Origin of the sequence: Streptomyces sp. NBC_01241 (assembly GCF_041435435.1) — a bacterium.
Classification (GTDB): Bacteria; Actinomycetota; Actinomycetes; order Streptomycetales; family Streptomycetaceae; genus Streptomyces.
Genome location: NZ_CP108494.1, coordinates 2720798 through 2742546 on the forward strand (window position 1 = coordinate 2720798; position 21749 = coordinate 2742546).

15 protein-coding genes are annotated in these 21749 nt (G+C 69.8%); 1 reads left to right on the forward strand and 14 read right to left on the reverse strand.

Going from position 1 to position 21749, the window contains the following annotated elements:
* Window positions 1–149 precede the first annotated feature (149 nt).
* From rfbD to rplU, 9 genes are all read right to left on the reverse strand, one after another.
* The gene (gene rfbD / locus OG306_RS11895; protein WP_266746162.1) at window positions 150–1034 is read right to left on the reverse strand and encodes a dTDP-4-dehydrorhamnose reductase; all 885 of its coding nucleotides are present in this window, start codon (window positions 1032–1034) and stop codon (window positions 150–152) included.
* Window positions 1031–2017, reverse strand: coding sequence for a dTDP-glucose 4,6-dehydratase (rfbB, locus tag OG306_RS11900; RefSeq protein ID WP_266746163.1), 987 nt, complete (start codon window positions 2015–2017; stop codon window positions 1031–1033). Before rfbB ends, rfbD begins: the two co-directional genes overlap by 4 nt.
* A complete protein-coding gene (locus OG306_RS11905; protein ID WP_266746164.1) occupies window positions 2014–3084 on the reverse strand; it encodes a glucose-1-phosphate thymidylyltransferase in 1071 nt (356 codons plus the stop codon). Before OG306_RS11905 ends, rfbB begins: the two co-directional genes overlap by 4 nt.
* Window positions 3085–3231: 147 nt before the next feature.
* On the reverse strand, window positions 3232–4458 hold the full coding sequence (locus tag OG306_RS11910; protein ID WP_266746165.1) for a glycosyltransferase family 2 protein: 1227 nt from the start codon (window positions 4456–4458) through the stop codon (window positions 3232–3234).
* A gap of 141 nt (window positions 4459–4599) precedes the next feature.
* Window positions 4600–6624, reverse strand: a complete 2025-nt coding sequence (locus OG306_RS11915; protein WP_266746166.1) for a hypothetical protein — start codon at window positions 6622–6624, stop codon at window positions 4600–4602.
* A 153-nt stretch (window positions 6625–6777) separates the two neighbouring features.
* A complete protein-coding gene (locus tag OG306_RS11920; RefSeq protein ID WP_266746167.1) occupies window positions 6778–8277 on the reverse strand; it encodes a bifunctional cytidylyltransferase/SDR family oxidoreductase in 1500 nt (499 codons plus the stop codon).
* Window positions 8278–8626: 349 nt separating this feature from the next.
* The gene (gene obgE, locus OG306_RS11925) at window positions 8627–10063 is read right to left on the reverse strand and encodes a GTPase ObgE (RefSeq protein ID WP_266746168.1); all 1437 of its coding nucleotides are present in this window, start codon (window positions 10061–10063) and stop codon (window positions 8627–8629) included.
* Between the two features lie 161 nt (window positions 10064–10224).
* The gene (gene rpmA / locus OG306_RS11930; protein WP_018103204.1) at window positions 10225–10482 is read right to left on the reverse strand and encodes a 50S ribosomal protein L27; all 258 of its coding nucleotides are present in this window, start codon (window positions 10480–10482) and stop codon (window positions 10225–10227) included.
* A 14-nt stretch (window positions 10483–10496) separates the two neighbouring features.
* Window positions 10497–10817 carry a 50S ribosomal protein L21 gene (gene rplU, locus OG306_RS11935; protein WP_030921216.1) on the reverse strand — a complete coding sequence of 107 codons (321 nt, stop codon included), beginning with the start codon at window positions 10815–10817 and terminating at the stop codon, window positions 10497–10499.
* Between the two features lie 243 nt (window positions 10818–11060).
* Here rplU and OG306_RS11940 point away from each other — a divergent pair, with 243 nt between their 5' ends.
* Window positions 11061–11330: a hypothetical protein gene (locus tag OG306_RS11940; protein ID WP_266746169.1), complete on the forward strand. Its 270-nt coding sequence runs from the start codon at window positions 11061–11063 to the stop codon at window positions 11328–11330.
* A 347-nt stretch (window positions 11331–11677) separates the two neighbouring features.
* On the opposite strand, the gene OG306_RS11945 is transcribed toward OG306_RS11940, so the two are convergent.
* The 5 genes from OG306_RS11945 to OG306_RS11965 all read right to left on the reverse strand — a co-directional run bounded on the left by OG306_RS11945 (window position 11678) and on the right by OG306_RS11965 (window position 21725).
* Complete coding sequence (locus OG306_RS11945; protein WP_266746170.1) at window positions 11678–15811, reverse strand: Rne/Rng family ribonuclease; 4134 nt, start codon at window positions 15809–15811, stop codon at window positions 11678–11680.
* Between the two features lie 232 nt (window positions 15812–16043).
* Window positions 16044–16826, reverse strand: coding sequence for a TIGR03936 family radical SAM-associated protein (locus OG306_RS11950; protein WP_266746171.1), 783 nt, complete (start codon window positions 16824–16826; stop codon window positions 16044–16046).
* A gap of 122 nt (window positions 16827–16948) precedes the next feature.
* Entirely contained in the window at window positions 16949–18139 is a 1191-nt protein-coding gene (locus tag OG306_RS11955) for a hypothetical protein (RefSeq protein WP_266746172.1), read from the reverse strand.
* 89 nt (window positions 18140–18228) lie between these two features.
* Window positions 18229–20154, reverse strand: coding sequence for a TIGR03960 family B12-binding radical SAM protein (locus tag OG306_RS11960; RefSeq protein WP_266746173.1), 1926 nt, complete (start codon window positions 20152–20154; stop codon window positions 18229–18231).
* A gap of 50 nt (window positions 20155–20204) precedes the next feature.
* On the reverse strand, window positions 20205–21725 hold the full coding sequence (locus OG306_RS11965; protein WP_266906750.1) for a CYTH and CHAD domain-containing protein: 1521 nt from the start codon (window positions 21723–21725) through the stop codon (window positions 20205–20207).
* Between the last annotated feature and the right edge of the window lie 24 nt (window positions 21726–21749).

Sequence of the window (21749 nt, forward strand, 5' to 3'; positions counted from 1 at the left end):
GGCCCTTCGGAAGAAACCAACTGGTCTGGTCCCCGGCGAAGTTACCGCATGAGCGCACCGTGATGTAAGCGTTCTCCCCCAGCTAAACCTTTGTTGTTCAGAACTTTTGAATTCGCCAGAATTTGACCACCGGGACGATCATTTGGTGATCACGGCCGCTCTGCCGCAAGGAGTGCCGGAAATGCCTCGTCCAGCGCTGCCCGCCAGTCCCGGATCGGTTCGATCCCGGCCGTCGCCCAGCGATCGTGCCCGAGCACGCTGAACGCGGGCCGGGGAGCCGGCCGTGGGAAGGCCTCGCTGGTCGTGGGGCGGACGCGTGCCGGGTCGGTGCCGAGCAGCCGGAAGATCTCCCGGGTGAAGCCGAACCAGGTCGTCTCGCCACCGCTGGTGCCGTGGTAGACGCCCGCGGGGGCGGTGCCCGCGAGGGCGGCCTGTCCGAGCCGGACCAGACGGTCCGCCAGATCGACGGTCCAGGTGGGCTGTCCGCGCTGGTCGTCCACCACGTCGAGGGTGTCCTTGACGCCCTCCAGCTTGATCATCGTACGGACAAAGTTTCCGCCGCCCGCGCCGTACAGCCAGGCGGTGCGGACCACGTAACCCGTGTCCGGCAGGGTGTCCAGCACGGCCCGCTCGCCGGCCAGTTTGGTGCGGCCGTAGGCGCTGCGCGGTCCGGTGGGGCCGTCCTCGGTGTAGGGCTTCTCGCCGTCCCCGGCGAACACGTAGTCGGTGGAGACCTGGAGGAGGACGGCACCGTGTTCGCGGCAGGCCGCGGCGAGGACGCCGGGGCCGGTGCCGTTGACCCGCAGCGCGGCCTCCTCCTGGGACTCGGCGTCGTCGACGGCAGTCCAGGCGGCGCAGTTCACCACGACGGCGGGGCGGTGCGCGTCGAAGCCGGCGCGCACCGAATCGGGGTCCGCGATGTCCATGGCCGCGCGGTCCGCAGCGACCACGGTGACGTCCTCACCGGCGAGCCGGGCCAGGACGTCCCGGCCCAGCATCCCCGCGGCTCCGGTGACCAGATAGACGGCGCTCACAGGGCGGCCCGGTCCTTCAGCGGCTCCCACCAGGCGCGGTTGTCGCGGTACCACTGCACGGTCTGGGCGAGGCCGGTGCGGAAGTCCGTGCGGGGCTCGTAACCGAGCTCCTCGCGGATCTTGGTGCAGTCGACGGAGTAGCGGCGATCGTGGCCCTTGCGGTCCTCGACGTAGGTGACGCTGGTGTCCCAGTCGGCGCCGCAGGCATCCAGCAGCAGGCCGGTGAGCTCCTTGTTGGAGAGCTCGGTGCCGCCGCCGATGTTGTAGACCTCGCCGGCCCGGCCCTTCGTGCGGACCAGTTCGATGCCCTGGACGTGGTCGTCGATGTGGAGCCAGTCGCGGACGTTGGCGCCGTCGCCGTACAGCGGGACCGTCTTGCCGTCCAGCAGATTGGTGACGAAGAGCGGGATGACCTTCTCGGGGAAGTGGTGGTGCCCGTAGTTGTTGGAGCAGCGGGTCACCCGCACGTCGAGGCCGTGGGTGCGGTGGTACGAGAGCGCGATCAGGTCGCTGGACGCCTTGGCCGCGGAGTAGGGCGAGTTGGGCGCGAGCGGGTCGGTCTCGGGCCAGGAGCCCTCGTCGATGGAGCCGTAGACCTCGTCGGTGGAGATGTGCACGAAGGTCTTGATGCCCGCCAGGTGCGCGGCGTGGATCAGGGTGTGGGTGCCCACGACGTTCGTACGGACGAATTCGGCGCCGCCGTCGATGGAGCGGTCCACATGGGACTCGGCGGCGAAGTGCACCACCTGGTCGTGCTCGGCCATCAGCTTGGTGACCAGCTCGGTGTCGCAGATGTCGCCCTGCACGAACGCGAAACCGGGATGGTCGCGCACCTCGTCGAGGTTGGCCGGGTTGCCCGCGTAGGTGAGGTTGTCGAGCACCGTGACGGCGATGTCGCCGGGGCCTTCGGGGCCGAGCACCGTACGGACGTAGTGCGAGCCGATGAAGCCGGCGCCGCCGGTCACCAGAATGTTGGTGGTCATGAAGAGATCTGCACCTTGCTGTGGTCGCCGAGCACGAGTCGGTGGGCGGACGGGGAACGGGGGGCGGGGGTCACCTCGACGTCACGGCCGATGAGCGACGCCTCCACGCGGCGGACACCGGCGACGGAGGCGCCCCGCAGAACGATGGAGTACTCGATCTCGCTGTCCACGATCCGACAGTCCTCCGAGACCGAGGTGAACGGGCCGATGTACGCGCCGCTGATCACCGACCGGGCGCCGATGATCACGGGTCCGACGATGCGGCTGCCACTGACCTTGGCGCCCGCCTCGATCCGCACCCGGCCGATGATCTCGCTCTCCTCGTCGACGTCGGCCTCCTCGTGGGACGGCTCGATGGTCTCCAGGACGGTCCGGTTGACCTCCAGCATGTCGGTGACGTTGCCGGTGTCCTTCCAGTACCCGCGGATCGTAGTGGAGCGGACGTCGCGCTTCTGGTCGATCAGCCACTGGATGGCGTGGGTGATCTCCAGTTCGCCGCGCCAGGAGGGCTCGATCGAGCGGACGGCCTCGTGGATGGCGGGGGTGAAGAGATAGACACCGACGAGCGCCAGATCGCTCTTGGGCTCCTTCGGCTTCTCCTCCAGCGCCGCCACCCGGCCCTCGGCATCGAGCTCCGCGACACCGAAGGAGGTGGGGTTGGGTACCTGGGTCAGCAGGATCTGCGCATCGGGCCGGTCCGTGCGGAACTCCTCCACCAGACCGGTGATCCCACCGACGATGAAGTTGTCGCCGAGGTACATGACGAAGTCGTCGTCCCCCAGGAAGTCACGGGCGATCAGCACCGCGTGGGCGAGGCCGAGCGGCTGGTCCTGCGGGATGTAGGTGACCTCGATGCCGAGCCGGGAACCGTCGCCGACGGCCTCGCGGATCTCCGGGGCGGTGTCGCCCACGATGATGCCGACCTCGGTGATCCCCGCTTCCGCGATGGCTTCCAGCCCGTAGAACAGCACGGGCTTGTTCGCCACGGGCACCAGTTGCTTGGCCGAGGTGTGTGTGATGGGCCGCAGGCGGGTACCGGCCCCTCCGGATAGTACGAGAGCCTTCACGTGACCAGTCCTCATGGGGGAGATATCGGTCTTGTCGCAGCTGCGACTATTGCCGATTTTACTGAAAATTGCTGCGCGATTCGTCGTACGTCAACTCTGTGAACGAGCCGGGGACACACGTCGGAAGCCGGGCCGGGACAGGCCCGCTCAGCCTGTGCTGAGCCGTGCCCTCCAGCGTCGTACAGCCCGCCGCATACGCCGGACGGCGCGCCGCGACAGTGACATCCTGCGGGCCGCCGCCACGGGGCTCTCGATGCGCTTGCCGCCGTGCCAGTCGGGCACGGTGACCTCGAAATCGGAGTCCGAGAGGCCGCTCGACCGGTCCCGGAAGTGCGGGTACGCGAGGAAGACCCGGTCGCCCTTGCCCGAACGGACCACGTCCGGAACGGACTTCTGCCGTAAGTACGTCAGCACGTCCACCAGCACGTCGGACCGGCCCCGCGCGACAGCGGCGAGCCGCAGCCTCTCGGCGACCTTGATCAGGCGTGCCACGCCATCGTTCCAGTACACGTCCATGAGCGGCGCCGCGAGCTCCATCTTGTCGCGCCGGATCTCTTCCGAGTCCCGGAGGAAGACGGGCCCGAACTGCTGGAGCATCCCGATCGTGAAGGGCCGGATCATCAGGATGTCGCGCTTCGGCCCGGCGGGCTCGAGCCGGTGGACGAGCGCCATCATGGCCAGCATGGAATCGAAGCGCCACAGATAGGTGCCACTCTTGGTGACGTGCTTTCCGTCGTCCCTGCCGACCAGGTGGTAGCAGGTGTAGTCGGAGATGACGGAGACTCCGGCGCCGCGCAGATACGCCTCCATGGTGAAGAGCGCGTCCTCGCCGGTCCTGAGTTCCTCGTCGAATCTCAGGCCGATTCGCTCCAGCAGTTCACGCCGGAAGAGTTTCTGCGCACTCAGCGTGTAAATAATCTTGGAGTTGTATATGTCGACCCGGCTCCTGGTGGCTGTCCACATCGACATGGGCGCTCCACGATTGACCCCGACCACCTTGCCGAGCACGACATCGGTATGCGCCCGGTCGGCCATCGCGACCATCCGCTCCAGGGCTTCGTCACCGAAATAGTCGTCCGCGTCGAGGAAGAAGACATAGCGGCCCCGGGCCAGACCGAGACCCACATTGCGCGGCCCGCTGGGGCCACCGGAGTTCGCTTGCCTGATCACCCGGGTCGCGACCGCGGACCGGGCCGCGAACTCCTCCAGGTACTCGCCGGTTCCGTCGGTCGAACCGTCGTCGACTGCCACCATCTCGATCCGGTCGGCACCGATGGTCTGTGCCTCCACCGATTCAAGACAACGGATCAGATAGGGCATCGCCTCGTATGCACCGATGATCACGGATACGTCAGGAATTGGCTTCTCGCTCACATCAACAGAAGACAGTCGACCTCGAACGTTGGTTGCCCGACACCACGCGCCTGAAGTGTGACCCTTATCGCAAAGGCCCGGCACAACCCTAAAAGGGCTGTGCCGGGCCTGATGAATTGCGTTAATGAACCAGCCGAATTCTCAGCCACCCACGCGTTCGCCGAGACTTCGCGCCAGGCCCGCGTTCCGGGCCTCCGACTTGACCGCGAGATCCTTCACCGCCATGTCGAACTGCACGATCGAGGTGGGCTCGTCCGGGCCGAGGAGGTACTCCTTCAGCTGGCGCCGGTCGGCCGCCAGGGTGTCCGCCGCGGGATCCACCACCGCCGCGAGCAGGGCGTCCAGCTCGGTCGCGGCATTGGACAGGACGACCGCGGCACGGACCGCGGTGTTCTGCCGGCGGAATTCGTCCTCGCCCAGCGCCGCCGAGTCGGTGACCGCGTACGGCTTGCCGCTCGCGATGAAGTCCGACACCACGCTGGAGATGTCCGAGACCATGGCATCCGACTCGTTGAAGCAGTCGTACAGCCGCATCCGGGCACCCGTCACGACCTTGTGCTCCCACCAGCCGAGCGCCCGCCACGAGGCCGCGTTCCACTCGTCCTTGAGCCGCACGATCTCGGCCTCGCGCGCCGGGTCGGCCAGCGAGTCGCGGGACATCTCGGCCTCGTCGCCCGCGACGTTGCCACCGCTCGACAGTGCCGTGAGCCGCGCCTCGATACGGGCCAGTTCGGTCCGCGCCTCGGCCTGCACCGCCTGGAGCGCCGCCGATTCCTTCGCCCAGCGGGGGTCGTCGGCACGCTCGGCGGCGGCCTTCTCGATCAGCGCGGTGATCCGCTGGTGCACGGCCTTGGCCCGGGCGCTGCGGGTTCCCGTGAAGGGGTGCGGCTTGTAGAGCAGCCGGACCGACTGCTCCGCGTTCAGCAGCCGCTTGACGATGTTCTCGCCGGCCAGCAGGAGCGAGGTGTTGCCGGGGTTGTCGTCCCAGCCTTCCCAGGTCGGGGCGTACAGCACGGTCGGGATCGGGTTCTTCGGCGCACCGGACCACGGCTGGATCGCCGCCAGCTGCGGGCGGCCCACTTCGACGATGTCCTCGTCGCGCACGCCGACGTCGGCCAGCGCGTAACGGTCCCGGCCGGCCCGGCCCGCGGTCCACACCTCGTCGTAGGCCTTGCTGTACGGGTTGACGCTGGCGAGCTTGTCGCTGTCGCCGTGCCCGATGAAGACATGCTTCATCGTCGGCACCCGGAGCAGGTGGATGTTCTTGCCGACGTTGGCCGCGTACAGCGCGACCCGTACCGACGAGAGGTTCATGTTCATCAGGTGCACGCCACCGGGCACACAGAGCACCGGCACCGACGTCGTGTTCAGCTGAGGCAGTATCGCGCGCTCACGCAGCAGGATCAGCGGGCGGCCGTCGAGCTGTGCCATGGTCTCCAGCCACATGTTGACCTGGTAGGCCGAATCCTTGGAGCCGGAGAAGTAGAGAACCACGTTCGGCTTGTACTCGCCCAGCCAGGTGTCCACGGCACTCAGCACCTGGGCCTCGGGCGCCACCAGCCGGCTCGGAAGTATGTACGGCAGGAGCGCCGCCAGGTAGCAGAGCGCGAGCAACAGCGTGACGGCCAGGCCCGTGTAGGCGAAGCCGGTCACTCCGGTCTCGATCGCGACCAGCACACCCACCATCGCGAAGGTGTCCAGATGGAGCATCTTCTCCGCGGGGCGGTTCAGCAGCAGCGACGGCGGAGCGTCCGGGATCCGTACCTGCTCCAGGCCGATGTTGCGCGTGACCACCGGGAGCTTGCGCCGGAGTCTGATGAGGGTGACCACCGCGCTCTGCGGTGCCTGCAGGCCGTAGAAGGCCAGCAGGCAGGCGACCGTCACGTAGAACAGCGTCTCCTCCCCGTACCCCATGCGGGAGAGCAGCAGGATCAGCAGCAGCTGGCGGACCAGGAAGCGGATCGACAGCCCTGCGCGGACCGCGGAGAGCCGGTTGATCAGATAGCTGCCGCAGTGATGCAGATAATGGTCGGCCAGATATGTCACCGCGGCGGCGCCGGCGAAGAACCAGAGATTGGGGAGTATCGCCGCGAGCATGATGCACGGGAATCCCAGAGCCATGAGGAGAGCGGCGGCCAGCTCCGAACCGCTGCCCACACGAGCCATGCGAATGGCTTTCGAAATCACGAAGTACCGCTCCCGGGGTGCCGACTGATTACCTTGCGAGGGAAATGTGAAGCCGGAGCTTCACGAATTCGGACCCCTGCAATTCGCTCGCGGGCGTCTACAGGGGTCCGAATAGTCGATTGTCAAGCAGTATTACACATCGGCCTGTCGGTCCAGGACGGCGGCCAGAGCCTGTTCGAAACCCGACGCCTCGGAAGCACCACGGGTCGGGTCCTGCTGGCGTACGTCGATGACATGGCCGGTCATCTCGGAGAGCAGGACATCGAGGGAGGTCCTGGCGACCGCCTCGGACGACAGCAGCGTACCCGCGGGCTCGTCCCCGAACGCCTTGGTGCGCATCGGCGTGGCGGTGCGCTCGGGGTTCACGCAGTTCACCCGCACGCCGTCGACCGCCCACTCGTCCGCGAGCGCCTGAGTGAGATTGACCATGGCGGCCTTGGTCGACGAGTACAGGCTGTACTCCGCGCGGCCCCGGGTGTAGCTGCTGGAGGTGTAGAGCAGCAGCTGCCCCTTGGTCTCGGCGAGGTACCTGTACGAGGCACGGGCGATCTGCACCGGCGCCAGGTAGTTGACGTTCAGCGCTTCCTGGATGGCCGCGTTGTCCGTCTCGGCCAGCTTGCCGATGCGGAGCACACCCGCGGTGTTGATCACGTAGTCGATGCGGCCGGTGTCCGCGTACGCCTTGGAGAGCGCCTCGTCGATGTGCTCCGGGTTCTCCACGTGCGTACCGGTGGTGGAGCGGCCCAGGGCGTAGACGGTGGCGCCGTAGGACTCGGCGAGGGTCGCGATGTCCGCGCCGATGCCGTACGAGCCGCCGAAGACGACGAGGGTCTTGCCGGTGAGCAGTTCGCGGTAGGCGGCGTCATCGGTCGGCTGCGGGACGGCCGTGGAGGCCAGCTGGAAGAGCTTGTCCGCGATGAAGACGTCGACGGGCTGGGTGACCTTCATGTTGTACTCGTCGCCCGCGACGACGTAGATCGGCACGTCGGGGAGGTACTTCAGGACGACCGAGCAGTCGTCGGTGGCCTGGAAGTTCGGGTCGTCCGCGGCGACCTCGTACGCCCGGCGGATCGTGGAGAGCTTGAAGGCCTGCGGCGTCTGACCGCGGCGCAGCCGGGAGCGGTCGGGCACATCGGTGATGAACTCGCCGTCGCCGCCGTGGGTGCGGGTCACGATGATCGTGTCCGCGGACGGGATGGCGACGTCGACCGCCTGGTAGCGCTCCAGGACGTCGACGCAGTCCTTGATGACGCGCTGCGACAGCAGCGGGCGCACGGCATCGTGGAACAGGACGTTGCGGTCCTCGCCCTCGGCCAGGCCCTCGCCGAGGGCTGCGATGGCGCGCTCGGTGGTCTCGTTGCGGGTGGAGCCGCCCTCGATCACCTTGGTGACCTTGGTGAGTCCGGCCTTGGCGACGATCTTCTCCACTTCAGGCACGTAGCCCGGCGCCATCAGCACGATGATGTCGTCGATGGAGTCGGCCTGCTGGAAGATCGACAGCGTGTGCTCGATGACAGCCTTGCCTGCGATCTTCAGCAGCTGCTTGGGGATGGAAAGCCCCACGCGCTGGCCGGTGCCGCCGGCGAGCACGACTGCTGTGGTTCGGTCTTTGGCTATGTGCTGAGCAGACACAAACGACCTACTTTGCGGGGGTTGGGAGACACAGCGATGGTTGCACTCTCCGTTTCCGTCTCGCAAGGTGGACATCGGCAACAGCATGCCGTACGGACACCTCGCTTTGCCCTGCGATCAGGGCAAATACCGGAATTGACACTCCCCGGACGGGTGACCGACGCCACACGATCGAGGGCATGAAATCACCCTTGAGTGAGTTCGGCTCCGCCGATCGGGTGACGTCGAGAGCATGCCGTACCGCCGGACGAGGTGACGGAACGGACCCGTCCGGCGGTACGGCTTCGAATTACTGGAAGCGCGGCTGCGGCTGCGGCTGCGGCTGCGGCTGCGGCTGCGGCCGAACGTCCTAGAACGGGTTGAAGTCGTCGAACTCGCGCTGTGCGTCGTCGCGTTCCGTCTCGCGGTCGCGGCGGCGCTGCGCCGCCGGGCGCGGCGCTTCGAGACGGTGGTCCTCGCCACGTCGGCCGAGCATCTCCGCGCCCGCCGCCATGGTCGGCTCCCAGTCGAAGACGACCGCGTTGTCCTCGGCGCCGATGGCCACGCCGTCGCCCGCCCGGGCGCCGGCCTTCATCAGCCCGTCCTCGACACCGAGACGGTTGAGCCGGTCCGCCAGGTAGCCGACGGCCTCGTCGTTGTTGAAGTCGGTCTGCCGGACCCAGCGCTCCGGCTTCTCGCCGCGCACCCGGTAGATGCCGTCCTCCTCCAGCGTGACGGTGAAGCCCGCGTCGTCGACGGCCTTCGGGCGGATGACGATACGGGTCGCCACCTCCACGGGCTTGGCCGCGCGCGCCTCGGCGATGACACCCGCGAGCGCGAAGGAGAGTTCCTTCAGGCCGGTGCGGGCGACGGCGGACGCCTCGAAGACGCGGTAGCCGCGCTCCTCCAGCTCCGGGCGGATCATGTCGGCGAGGTCCTGGCCGTCCGGGATGTCGATCTTGTTGAGAACGACGATGCGGGGCCGGTCCTCCAGGCCGCCGTACTGCTTCAGCTCCTCCTCGATCATGTCGAGGTCGGAGACCGGGTCGCGGTCGGACTCCAGCGTCGCGGTGTCCAGGACGTGCACGAGCACCGAGCAGCGCTCCACGTGCCGCAGGAACTCCAGGCCGAGGCCCCGGCCCTGGCTGGCGCCCGGGATGAGGCCCGGGACGTCGGCGATGGTGTACACGGTGCTGCCCGCGGTGACCACGCCAAGGTTCGGGACGAGGGTCGTGAACGGGTAGTCGGCGATCTTCGGCTTGGCCGCCGACAGGACGGAGATCAGCGAGGACTTTCCGGCACTCGGGTAGCCCACCAGCGCGACGTCGGCGACGGTCTTGAGCTCCAGGACGATGTCGCGGGCCTCACCGGGCTCGCCGAGCAGCGCGAAGCCGGGGGCCTTGCGGCGGGCGGAGGCCAGTGCGGCGTTGCCGAGGCCGCCGCGGCCGCCCTGTCCGGCGACGAACGTGGTGCCCTGGCCCACCAGGTCGGCCAGCACATTGCCGTTCCGGTCGAGCACGACCGTACCGTCGGGCACCGGCAGGACCAGGTCCTGCCCGTCCTTGCCGGAGCGGTGGTCGCCCGCGCCGGGCTGCCCGTTGGTGGCCTTGCGGTGGGGGCTGTGGTGATAGTCGAGGAGGGTGGTGACGGCCTGGTCGACGACCAGGGTCACATCGCCGCCGCGGCCGCCGTTGCCGCCGTCCGGACCGCCGAGCGGTTTGAACTTCTCACGGTGTACGGAGGCGCAGCCGTGGCCCCCGTTACCCGCGGCGACATGCAGCTCGACGCGGTCCACGAAGGTGGTCATGGTTGGAACCTCCAGTTACATACGTGCAGAAATGTCTCACTCGTGCCGTCCCGCATAGGAGAAAGCCGTCTCTCATGGGAGAAACACGCGAAAGGCGGACCCGCTTCCCGTACGGGAAGTGAGGTCCGCCTCCGCAGAAACCGCTCGACGAGCGCCGAAAATCAGCCGGCGATCGGAACGATGTTCACGACCTTGCGGCCACGGTGCGTGCCGAACTCGACCGCACCGGCGGCGAGTGCGAACAGCGTGTCGTCGCCACCACGGCCGACGCCCGTGCCCGGGTGGAAGTGGGTGCCACGCTGGCGGACCAGGATCTCACCGGCGTTGACGGCCTGACCGCCGAAGCGCTTCACGCCGAGCCGCTGAGCATTGGAATCGCGCCCGTTCCGGGTGGACGATGCGCCCTTCTTGTGTGCCATGTCTCCTCAGTCCCTTACTTCGCAGCCGCGGGGATACCGGTGACCTTGATCGCCGTGTACTGCTGACGGTGACCCTGGCGACGGCGGTAGCCGGTCTTGTTCTTGTAGCGAAGGATGTCGATCTTCGCGCCCTTGTGGTGGTCCACGACCTCGGCCTGAACCTTGATCCCGGCCAGCACCCACGGGTCGCTGGTCACGGCGTCGCCGTCGACCACGAGCAGGGTCGAGAGCTCGACCGTGTCGCCAACCTGGGCAGTGGAAATCTTGTCAACCTCAACGATGTCACCGACAGCAACCTTGTGCTGGCGGCCACCGCTGCGCACGATGGCGTACACGCGGATCTCTCTCTCGCTCGGAACGGATCCCCTGATGCCAGCCGCCCGCACAGGCCGAAGCCCGCGACGATCCGGAAGGATGAGCGGCCTCTCCTGGCGGACAGGTCCATCAGGAGGAATGTGCTCAGGGGTGGGCGCGCATGGAAACACGCCGAGAGTCAAGGTTACGGGGCAAGGAGGTAGGGGTCAAACCGGGGCCGACCGCGCGACTCCTCCGGATTGAAGCGCCTTGACGCTCATGGGTTGGCGCACCTCGACACTCTTCGCCCTGAGACGGACACGCCCGCGCTCTCTCCCACCGGCCGCCGCCGACTGCTCCTCCTGCTCGTGCCCGTCATCCACGTACTGCTGCAGCTCACGGCAGACTCCCGGCGGGCCCTGTTCCCGGACTCGTACCGCTGTGGGCGCCGAGGAGCAGTACCTGGGCTCCTCTCCCACGAGAAGGCGCACCACACCGCGCTCAGCGCTTTCTGTACGAGCCGGGCCGAGGCGGCGGCGAAGAAGGCCCATTGAGTTGCGGCCCGATCACGCCACCGGGTGGGCCGTGGTAAAGGCGGTGGCGGGAGAGTTCGGTATCGGTACGACCGAGACACTGCGGGCCCGCGGCCGTCAGGGCCAGGTCACCATGGCCACAAAGGCTGGTTGTCCTGTCTGAAGCGGGCCGGCACGCCGATCAGCATTCTCAGGAATGACATATCCGGCCGCGGCCGCGGCACATTATCAGGATTTTCATAGCGGATTTCGTTGAGATTACGGCTGAAGAGACGCGGCCCACACGTTCCACACCGGCGTCTGGCATGCAAAAGAGGTGCGGTACCCGCGAGGGAACCGCACCTCTCTCCTTGCTGTCTGACCGTTGGTCAGCTCTCGGTACCGGCTGAGACCGAGGGCTGCGGCGACTGTTCAGCGGCGACCGTCTTCTTCGCCGCCGCCTTCTTGGCCGTCGTCTTCTTCGCGACGGTCTTCTTGGCAGCCGTCTTCTTGGTGGCTGCCTTCTTGGCGGTGGCCTTCTTGGCCGTCTTGCGGGCCGTCTTCTTGGCCGGGGCCTCCGCCACCGGGGCTTCGGCGGGCTCGGCTTCGGACTTCGGCTCGGTGGAGCCGGTGACCACGACGACCTCTGCCGCGTCCGCGCCCGCGGGCGAGCCCGCGGGGGCGGTGACCTTGCGGGTCACCCGGCGGCGGGCACGCGGCGGAGCGGCCGCGGGGGCCGCTTCTTCGGGTGCTGCCTCGGGCTGCGGAGTCTCGATGGCGACCGGGGTCTCGATGACGACCGGGGCCTCGATGACGACCGGGGCCTCGATGACAACCGGGGCCACCGTGGCCGGGACCTCAGCAGCGGCCGGGGCTTCCTCGACGGCCGGGGCCGGAGGGCCGGCCGGAGCGGTCGCCTTCCGGGTCGCCCGGCGGCGCGTGCGGCCCTGGGGGGCCTCGGCGACGGGCTCCGGCTCCACCACCGGCTCGGGCTCCGCGGCCACGACCGGCTCCGGCTCGACGACCGGCTCCGGGGCAGGGGCTGCTTCGGCCTTCGGGGCGCCGACCGGAGCCGTTGCCTTACGGGTCGCGCGGCGCCGGCCACGGCCGCGCGAGGCTGCCGCCTCGGCCTCGGCCGCGCTGCTGTACAGCTCCTCGTCCGGAACGAACTCCGGCTCGGGCAGCGCCACCGGGGCGGCCACCTCGGCAGCCACCTCGGCCTCGGTCTCGACCTCGATGACGTGCTCGTGCTCGAGTTCCTGGCCCGCGCCGACCCGACCGCGCTTCTTGGCACGCTTGCCGCCGCCACCGACCGACGTCGGCTGCTCCATGTGCACGATCACGCCGCGCCCGTTGCAGTGGACGCAGGTCTCGGAGAAGGACTCCAGCAGCCCCTGGCCCACCCGCTTACGGGTCATCTGGACCAGGCCCAGCGAGGTGACCTCGGCGACCTGGTGCTTCGTACGGTCACGGCCCAGGCACTCCAGCAGACGCCGCAGCACCAGGTCCCGGTTGGACTCCAGCACCATGTCGATGAAGTCGACGACGACGATGCCACCGAGGTCGCGCAGCCGCAGCTGACGCACGATCTCCTCGGCCGCCTCCAGGTTGTTCTTGGTGACGGTCTCCTCGAGGTTGCCGCCCTGGCCGGTGAACTTGCCGGTGTTGACGTCGACGACGACCATCGCCTCGGTCTTGTCGATCACCAGCGAGCCGCCGCTCGGCAGATAGACCTTCCGGTCCAGCGCCTTCATGAGCTGCTCGTCGATCCGGTACGTCGCGAAGATGTCGACCTCGGAGGTCCAGCGCGACAGGCGGTCCGTCAGGTCGGGCGCCACCTGCGAGACGTAGCCGTGGATGGTCTCCCACGCGTCGTCGCCACTGACGATGACCTTGGAGAAGTCCTCGTTGAAGATGTCGCGGACGACCCGGACGGTCATGTCCGGCTCGCCGTAGAGCAGCGTCGGCGCGTTGGAACTGCCGGTACTCTTCGCCTTCTTCTGGATGTCCTCCCACTGCTGCTGCAGCCGCTCGACATCACGGCTCAGCTCGTCCTCGCTGGCGCCCTCCGCCGCGGTGCGGACGATGACGCCCGCGTCCTCGGGGACGATCTTCTTGAGGATGGTCTTCAGCCGGGCCCGCTCGGTGTCGGGCAGCTTGCGGCTGATGCCGGTCATCGAGCCCTCGGGCACATAGACCAGGTAGCGGCCGGGCAGCGAGACCTGGCTGGTCAGGCGGGCGCCCTTGTGGCCGATCGGGTCCTTGGTCACCTGGACGAGGACGGACTGGCCGGACTTGAGCGCGGTCTCGATACGGCGCGGCCCGTGGGCCATGCCGAGCGCCTCGAAGTTCACCTCACCCGCGTACAGGACGGCGTTGCGGCCCTTGCCGATGTCGACGAAGGCGGCCTCCATGGACGGCAGTACGTTCTGCACCTTGCCCAGGTAGACGTTGCCGACGTAGCTGGTGGCCTGCTCCTTGTTGACGTAGTGCTCGACGAGCACGTTGTCCTCAAGAACGCCGATCTGGGTGCGTTCGCCGTTCTGGCGGACGACCATGACCCGCTCGACGGCCTCACGGCGCGCCAGGAACTCGGCCTCGGTGATGATCGGGACGCGACGGCGGCCCTGCTCACGGCCCTCGCGGCGGCGCTGCTTCTTCGCCTCCATGCGGGTCGAGCCCTTGATGGACTGGACCTCGTCGAAGCCGGTGCCGGGCTCCCGCTCTTCCTTCTTACGGGGCTCGCGGACCCTGACGACCGTACGCTCCGGGTCGTCGACGCCGTTGTCGGCCTCGGACGGGACGTCGCCGCTGCGACGACGACGGCGACGACGGCGACGGCTGCTGCTGGATCCGGCGACGGACGCCTCGTGCTCCTCGTCCTCCTCCTCTTCGGACTCCTGAGCGCGCTCCTGGTCACCCTCGGCGGCGGCCTCGTCGCCGAACTGCTCCGCGGTCTCGTCGCCCTCGGCGCTCTCGCCACGACGGCGGCGACGGCCTCCACGACGGCGACGGCGCGAGGGCCGGTCCCCGTACTCGTCCGTCTCCTCGCCCTCGTGCTCGGCTTCGCTCTCGCCCTCCGGCTCGGGCTCCTCCTCGACGTGCTCCTCCACCTCGACGGCGGGAGCGGCGGCCTGCTCGGGCTCGGCGGCCTCACCGCGACGGCGGCGACGGCGGCGCGAACCGGCCTGCGGCGCGGCCTCGGCGGCCGGTGCCTCGATGGTGGCGGCCGGCTCCTCGACCGTCTCAGGCTCTTCCTCGACCTCTTCGTGACGCGAAGCGGCAGCGGCGGCGGCCGCGGTCTCCGGGGTCTGGAACATCGGCTCGGCGAAGACCGGTGCCTGGAACACGGCCACGGCGGGGCGCTCGGCGCGACGGCTCTTGCGTACGGGCTCCTCCTCCTTGGCGGTGAACTCGGGGCGGCCGGCGGCCGCGGTGGCGCGGCGCCGGGTGCGGCCACGCGGTGCGGCCTCCTCGACGGGCTCGGCGGCCGGCTCCTCGGCGGCGGCCTCGGCGGCCTGCGGCGCACCGGCCGGAGCGGTCGCCTTACGGACCGCGCGACGACGCCCGCGCGAGGCCTCGACGGCTTCTTCCTCCGCTTCCGCGGGCGCGGCGGGCTCGGCGACTGCGTCGGCGTGCTGCGGTGCACCGGCCGGAGCCGATGCCCTGCGCCGGGTACGGCCGCGCGGCGCGGCGGCCTCGGCGGCCTGCTCGGGCTCGGCAGCCGTCACGGGCGTCGCTTCCTCGACGATCTCGACGGCCTCGGCGGCCTGCGGCGCACCCGCCGGAGCGGTCGCCTTGCGAACGGCACGACGACGCGTACGCGCCGGCGGCGCCTCCACGACCTCGGCCTCGGCTTCGGCTTCGGCTTCGGCAACGGGCTCGGCGGCAGCCTCGACAACGGGTTCGGCAACGGCCTCGGCGGCCTGTGGCGCACCCGCCGGAGCGGTCGCCTTGCGAACGGCACGACGGCGCGCGCGGGCCGGCGGCGCCTCCATGACCTCGGCCTCGGCTTCGGCAACGGGCTCGGCGGCAGCCTCGACAACGGGTTCGGCAACGGCCTCGGCGGCCTGCGGCGCACCCGCCGGAGCGGTCGCCTTACGGACCGCACGACGACGCGTACGCGCCGGAGGCGCCTCTACGACCTCGGCTTCGACATCTGCCTCGGCTTCGACGACGGGCTCGGTGGTTTCGGCGCTCGCGGCGGGTGCCACGATCGCGGCGGCCTCGGCGGCCTGCGGCGCACCCGCCGGAGCGGTCGCCTTACGGACCGCGCGACGGCGCGTGCGGGCCGGCGGCGCGGCTTCTGCGGCCGGGGCGCTCCCGGCTTCGGTGGTGGTGCTGTCGGACACTGCGGCGTCAACGGCCGGTATGGCCGGAGCAGCGGTGCCCGGTGCCTCCGCCACCGGCGGGCCGGCGGGCCGGGACGCGGCGCGGCGCCTGCGGCGCGGCGGCAGCTTGTCGCCGGGTGCGTTGTTCTCTTCGGCGTTCCCGGTCGTGCCGGGTTCGTTGGACTGGGGCATGCGGGCGGTTCTCCCGTCAGGCTCCCGGGCGCCGCGTCTGGTTCCGGTCCAACACGGTCCGCGTGATGTACGCGGGACCGGCGTCCGGGGCGCGGGCGCCGCACGGGAACTCAATGTCTGGCTCGCCGGTTCCGTACGCGAGGTGCGTACGGCCTGGCGAAAGTCTTATGGGTCATCGCGCGGCCCGGCCCAGGTGGCTCCCGAGTCGGAGAGCTGCGCTGCAACGACCGCCTTACGCGGAACCTGCACCTTCCGGCGCCGTCGCGACGGCGGTCCCGGTGGCCGTGGATGGAGCGGCCGGGGCTGCCTCGCGGTCGGGCGCGAGCGGGTCGGTCACCGTGCCGGACTCCTCGTCGAAGAGCCCCTGCGCCAGCCTGGTCACCGCTGCGGGTACCGGCGGCGCCAGGTCGGCCACAACGCGGAGACCGGACAGGACGTCGTCAGGTCGCACGGCAGGTGTCACGTGCCGAACAACCAGCCGCAGTATCGCACAGGGCCTGTCCTCGGGCCTATCAGGCTGTGGATCAAGGGCCTCCAGGCCGACCACGGCGGCGCGGGCGTCGAAGGTCCGCATGCCGTTCTTCGCGCGGCGCTGGACCTCGACGGTCTGCGCCCCGTTGAAGGCGGCCACGGCCTTCGCCGCCTCCTCCACGGGGACTCCGTCGAGACGCAGTTCCCAGATGGAGGCGGTCAGCCGGTCGGCGAGACCCGAGGTGCGGGCCTCCACGGCGTCGGTGACGTCGAGACCGTCCGGCAGCGAGGCGTTGAGCAGCTCGCGCAGGACCGCCGGATCCCGGGCCTCGGTGAGGGCGATCTCCAGAAACTCGGCCTCACTGCCCGTGCCGGTGGGTGCGGCATTGGCGTACGAGACCTTCGGGTGCGGGGTGAAGCCCGCCGAGTAGGCCATGGGCACCTCGGAGCGGCGCAGTGCCCGCTCGAAGGCACGCTGGAAGTCGCGGTGGCTGGTGAACCGGAGGCGGCCGCGCTTGGTGTAGCGCAGTCGGATGCGCTGCACCGCCGGTGCGGGCGGCGGGCCTTCGGGCTGTCGCTTGCCCAGTGGTTCTTCTCCTCGGTGCGGGACGGACGCGGTGGCACGCCGCCCTCGAAATGCGGGTGGCCCGGGGTGTCCGGTCCGGCTCACCCCCGCTCGGCGTTTTTCTCTCCGAGCAGGGAGATCTCTGGTCCGGGCGCCGCGCTGGGCACAGTCGTTGTACTACCCAGAGTACGCGCAAGAGGGCTCCCCGGTTCCCGGGGCTCGGGCGCCGCCGGTCCGCCGACCAGTGCCCGCCAGGCATCACGGCGCGCCCGCGCCACGGTCTCGCGTGCCGTGCGCAGCGCCGACCGGGCCGCGCGTCCGGTCTCGACGGCGGCCCGCTTGGCGGGGGCCCAGACCGCGTCCCGTACGAAATGCCCCACCGGCGTGCACACCGCGCGGTAGGCCCAGGTCACCGGCGCCCCGACCAGATGCCACGCCAGCCAGGCGATGGCCCGGCCGACGGCCCGCGAGATGTAACCCGCGATCCGCCAGGCGACACCGAACGCGGCGGCGATCTCCCGGCCGACCGGAGCGAGGACCCGCCGGTACAGCAGTCCGAGCGGCGCGACGAGCAGCGTCAGGACCAGCCACTCCACCGCTGCCCACAGCCCGCTCCCGGCAGCCGCGATCCCACGTGCCAGCAGTTCGAGCAGCCAGGTGAGGCCGTGGCCGAGCGGGGTGAGCAGTTCGCGGTACGTCCAGGCCAGCGGCCGTACGACCAGGTGCTCCACCAGCCAGGCGGCGGCGAGCGCGAGCGGCACCAGGACGTACCGCCACAGGGCGGCCAGAGGCCAGACGAACAAGGCGGTGAGCACCCAGCCGATCGCGGCGGCGATCCCCCGCCCGGCAGGGACGAGCAACGCGCGGTACACCCGGCCCAGCCCGTGCCCGATCGGGGTGAGTACCGCCTCGTACAGCCACACCACCGGCACCACGAGCCCGTACCGCACCGCCGGCACCAGCACGTACCGCCAGAGCGCGACCCACGGCCATACGAAGACCGCCGCGGCCAGCCACCGCAGCGCATGGCCCAGCGGGGTGAGCACCCATGCGTACAGCCAGACCGCGGGGGCCGCCACCAGCGTCGCGAACAGCCAGGACAGGGCCCGGCCCAGGGGGCGCAGCAGGATGCGGTCGGCGGCACGGGCGGCGACCACCAGGACGTCCCAGACCATGCGTACGGGCAGGACGATCACCAGCACCACGATCCGTACCGGAATCCTGATGAGGGTGGTCAGACAGCCCTCGCCGGCCTCGTAGTGCGCGGGAGCCTGGTACTTGCCGTAGTCCATGCCGTACATGACGCGAAGGCCCGGTCCGGGGTTTCCCGGGCCGGGCCTTCGTCACCGAGCTGTCACCCGGACGGACGGGTCCGGGGCGGCTACTTCACGACCGACAGCGGCAGCAGCTTCTTGCCGGTCGGGCCGATCTGGATGCTGGTGTCCATCTGCGGGCAGACGCCGCAGTCGAAGCACGGGGTCCAGCGGCAGTCCTCGACCTCGGTCTCGTCGAGCGAGTCCTGCCAGTCCTCCCAGAGCCACTCCTTGTCGAGACCGGAGTCCAGGTGGTCCCAGGGCAGGACCTCTTCGTACGTCCGCTCCCGGGTGGTGTACCAGTCGACGTCCACGCCGTACTCGGGCAGCGTCTTCTCGGCGGCGGTCATCCAGCGGTCGTAGCTGAAGTGCTCGCGCCAGCCGTCGAAACGGCCGCCGGACTCGTAGACCGCGCGGATGACGGAGCCGACGCGGCGGTCGCCGCGCGAGAGCAGGCCCTCGACGATGCCGGGCTTGCCGTCGTGGTAGCGGAAGCCGATGGAGCGGCCGTACTTCTTGTCGCCGCGGATCTTGTCGCGGAGCTTGGTCAGCCGGGCGTCGGTCTCCTCGGCGCCGAGCTGCGGGGCCCACTGGAACGGCGTGTGCGGCTTGGGCACGAAGCCGCCGATGGAGACGGTGCAGCGGATGTCGTTCTGGCCGGAGACCTCGCGGCCCTTGGCGATCACGTTGACCGCCATGTCGCCGATCTGGAGGACGTCCTCGTCGGTCTCGGTGGGCAGACCGCACATGAAGTACAGCTTCACCTGGCGCCAGCCGTTGCCGTACGCGGTGGCGACGGTACGGATGAGGTCCTCTTCCGAGACCATCTTGTTGATGACCTTGCGCATCCGCTCGGAGCCGCCCTCGGGGGCGAAGGTGAGTCCGGAGCGACGGCCGTTGCGGGTCAGCTCGTTGGCCAGGTCCACGTTGAACGCGTCGACGCGGGTGGAGGGCAGCGAGAGGCCGATCTTGTCCTCGGTGTACCGGTCGGCGAGGCCCTTGGCGATCTCGCCGATCTCGGTGTGGTCCGCGGAGGAGAGCGAGAGCAGCCCGACCTCTTCGAAGCCGGTCGCCTTGAGACCCTTCTCGACCATCTCGCCGATGCCGGTGATGCTTCGCTCCCGCACGGGGCGCGTGATCATGCCGGCCTGGCAGAAACGGCAGCCGCGGGTGCAGCCGCGGAAGATCTCGACGGACATCCGCTCGTGGACGGTCTCGGCGAGGGGCACGAGGGGCTGCTTCGGGTACGGCCACTCGTCGAGGTCCATCACGGTGTGCTTGGACACCCGCCACGGCACGCCCGACTTGGTGGGCACGACACGGCCGATGCGCCCGTCCGGGAGGTACTCGACGTCGTAGAAGCCCGGGACGTAGACGCCGCCGGTCTTCGCGAGCCGGAACAGCACCTCTTCGCGGCCACCGGGGCGGCCCTCGGCCTTCCAGCCACGGATGATCTCGGTGATCTCCAGGACGGCCTGCTCGCCGTCGCCGATGACCGCGCAGTCGATGAACTCGGCGATCGGCTCGGGGTTGAACGCGGCGTGGCCGCCTGCCAGCACGATCGGGTCGTCGACGGTGCGGTCCGCGGCGTTCAGCGGGATGCCCGCGAGGTCCAGGGCGGTGAGCATGTTGGTGTAGCCGAGCTCGGTGGAGAAGCTCAGCCCGAAGACGTCGAAGGCACGGACGGGGCGGTGGCTGTCCACGGTGAACTGCGGGACCTTGTGCTCGCGCATCAACTCTTCGAGGTCCGGCCACACGCTGTAGGTGCGCTCGGCGAGGACGCCCTGGCGCTCGTTGAGTACCTCGTAGAGGATCATGACGCCCTGGTTGGGCAGTCCGACCTCGTACGCGTCCGGGTACATCAGTGCCCAGCGGACGTCGCATTCGTCCCACGGCTTGACGGTGGAGTTCAGCTCACCGCCGACGTACTGGATGGGCTTCTGCACATGCGGGAGCAGAGCTTCGAGCTGTGGGAAGACCGAATCGACAGACATCGCGAACTTTCGAGAGCCGGCAAGGGTGACCATCAAGCGTACCCCGGCACTCAGCTTTCCAGCGCCGACCGGATCCGGGGCCGCGACGCCCGCTTCCACACCTCGGGCAGCTCCCGTTCCCCGGCGGCGGCGGCCGCCTCCTCCCGCCCGTACAGCAGTCCCCAGGTGAATCCCGGCTCCCCCGCCGCGTGTGCCTGGACGGCCAGGGTGCGCAGGGCGTCGCGGGCCACGACGCTGTCCTGGTGGTCGCCGAGGAGGGTCTGGAGTGCCTTCATCCGTTTGGCGAACCGCTTGGCCGGCTTCCCGAGCGCGGGCCCGGCCGCCTCCGCCGCGTAGCGGGCGCGCTTGGCCGCCTTGCGGGCGTCGTGCATGGCGAGATCGCGGTCCTCGCCGGGCGGGAGTTCCAGGGCGTGGCCGACACGGGTCGCGAGGCGCTCGTACTCCTTCACTACGGCGCGGGGCAGTGCCCGGTCGGGGGCCTTGGACGCGGCGGGCAGCAGCGGCGGGGCGGCGAGCAGGGCGTCGAGGCCGTCCAGGAGTGCCAGGTAGCGGCTTCCGTCGAGTACGCCGACGGTCCGGCTCCGGGAGCCGCCCCGGCGGGCCACCGACCAGATCCGGAGCCTGCTGCGGACGGGGCCGAGGACCAGGGTGCGGGGCAGGCCGTCGAGGCGGGCGCGCAGCCGGGCGTCGAGGACTTCCTGGTCACGGTCGATACCGAGCTCGGCGGCCAGCCACTTCAGCTCGTCGCCGACCGGGTCGGTGACACCGCGGTCGAGGATCTTCCCGTAGGACCGCAGCGCGCTGCGGAGCCTGCGGGTGGCGACCCGCATCTGATGCACGGAGTCGGGGAGGTCACGGCGTACGGCGGGGTCCAGGGCGGTGATCGCCTCGGTCTGGTGACGGAGGTACGTGAGGACGTGGTCGCCCGCGGTGGGGTGCGCCCCCTTCCGGCCGGGGGCCTTCTTCGGCCTCGGCGCGGTCTCGGCGAGCGCCCTGGCCAGTTTCGACGGTGCCGCGGACGGGCGGATTCCGGCCTTGCGCAGCCTCCGTTCGACGGCGTCGAGGAAGGCGGGGTCGCCGTCGTCGGCGAGTTCGACCTCGATCTCCGTCCAGGCGGCCGTACCGCTGCCGCCGGTCAGCCGTTCGGCCCGCACGGTGTCGGTGCTGACCTCGGCGAGCAGCGCACCCCCGGCGTCGAGGAGGAGGTGGACGTCGCGGGCGGAGCGCAGCCGGACGACGGGGACGAGCTCCCGGTCCCGGACCCGGGAGCGGAGCAGCCCGGCGAGGGAGGGCGGCAGGGTGTCGGAGAGCGGCTCGCGCAGCTCGTCCCGGATGCCGGAGGCGACCGGGAATTTGAGGTGCCAGCCGGCGTCGCTCCCGCCGGTGCGGCGGCGCAGGGTGAGGGAGTCCGCCGCGAGCCGGAGGTCCTCGGTGTCGTAGTAGACGGCGTCCAGTTCGGTGACGCCGCGGTGGTTGACGGCCGAGACCCCGGCCACCCGGCTCAGGTCGGGGAGCCGGGTTTCCGCCGTGGCTTCGTACTTCCGCTCGATCTCACGCTTCGAGTCCGCCATGAACCGAATCTAGACGTGTTGTAC

Coding starts and splice junctions, on each gene's coding strand:
- rfbB (WP_266746163.1), bottom strand. CDS start 2,017: ATGACCACCAACATTCTGGTGACCGGCGGCGCCGGCTTCATCGGCTCG.
- OG306_RS11965 (WP_266906750.1), bottom strand. CDS start 21,725: ATGGCGGACTCGAAGCGTGAGATCGAGCGGAAGTACGAAGCCACGGCG.
- OG306_RS11955 (WP_266746172.1), bottom strand. CDS start 18,139: ATGGACTACGGCAAGTACCAGGCTCCCGCGCACTACGAGGCCGGCGAG.
- OG306_RS11915 (WP_266746166.1), bottom strand. CDS start 6,624: ATGGCTCGTGTGGGCAGCGGTTCGGAGCTGGCCGCCGCTCTCCTCATG.
- OG306_RS11960 (WP_266746173.1), bottom strand. CDS start 20,154: ATGTCTGTCGATTCGGTCTTCCCACAGCTCGAAGCTCTGCTCCCGCAT.
- obgE (WP_266746168.1), bottom strand. CDS start 10,063: ATGACCACCTTCGTGGACCGCGTCGAGCTGCATGTCGCCGCGGGTAAC.
- OG306_RS11945 (WP_266746170.1), bottom strand. CDS start 15,811: ATGCCCCAGTCCAACGAACCCGGCACGACCGGGAACGCCGAAGAGAAC.
- rpmA (WP_018103204.1), bottom strand. CDS start 10,482: ATGGCACACAAGAAGGGCGCATCGTCCACCCGGAACGGGCGCGATTCC.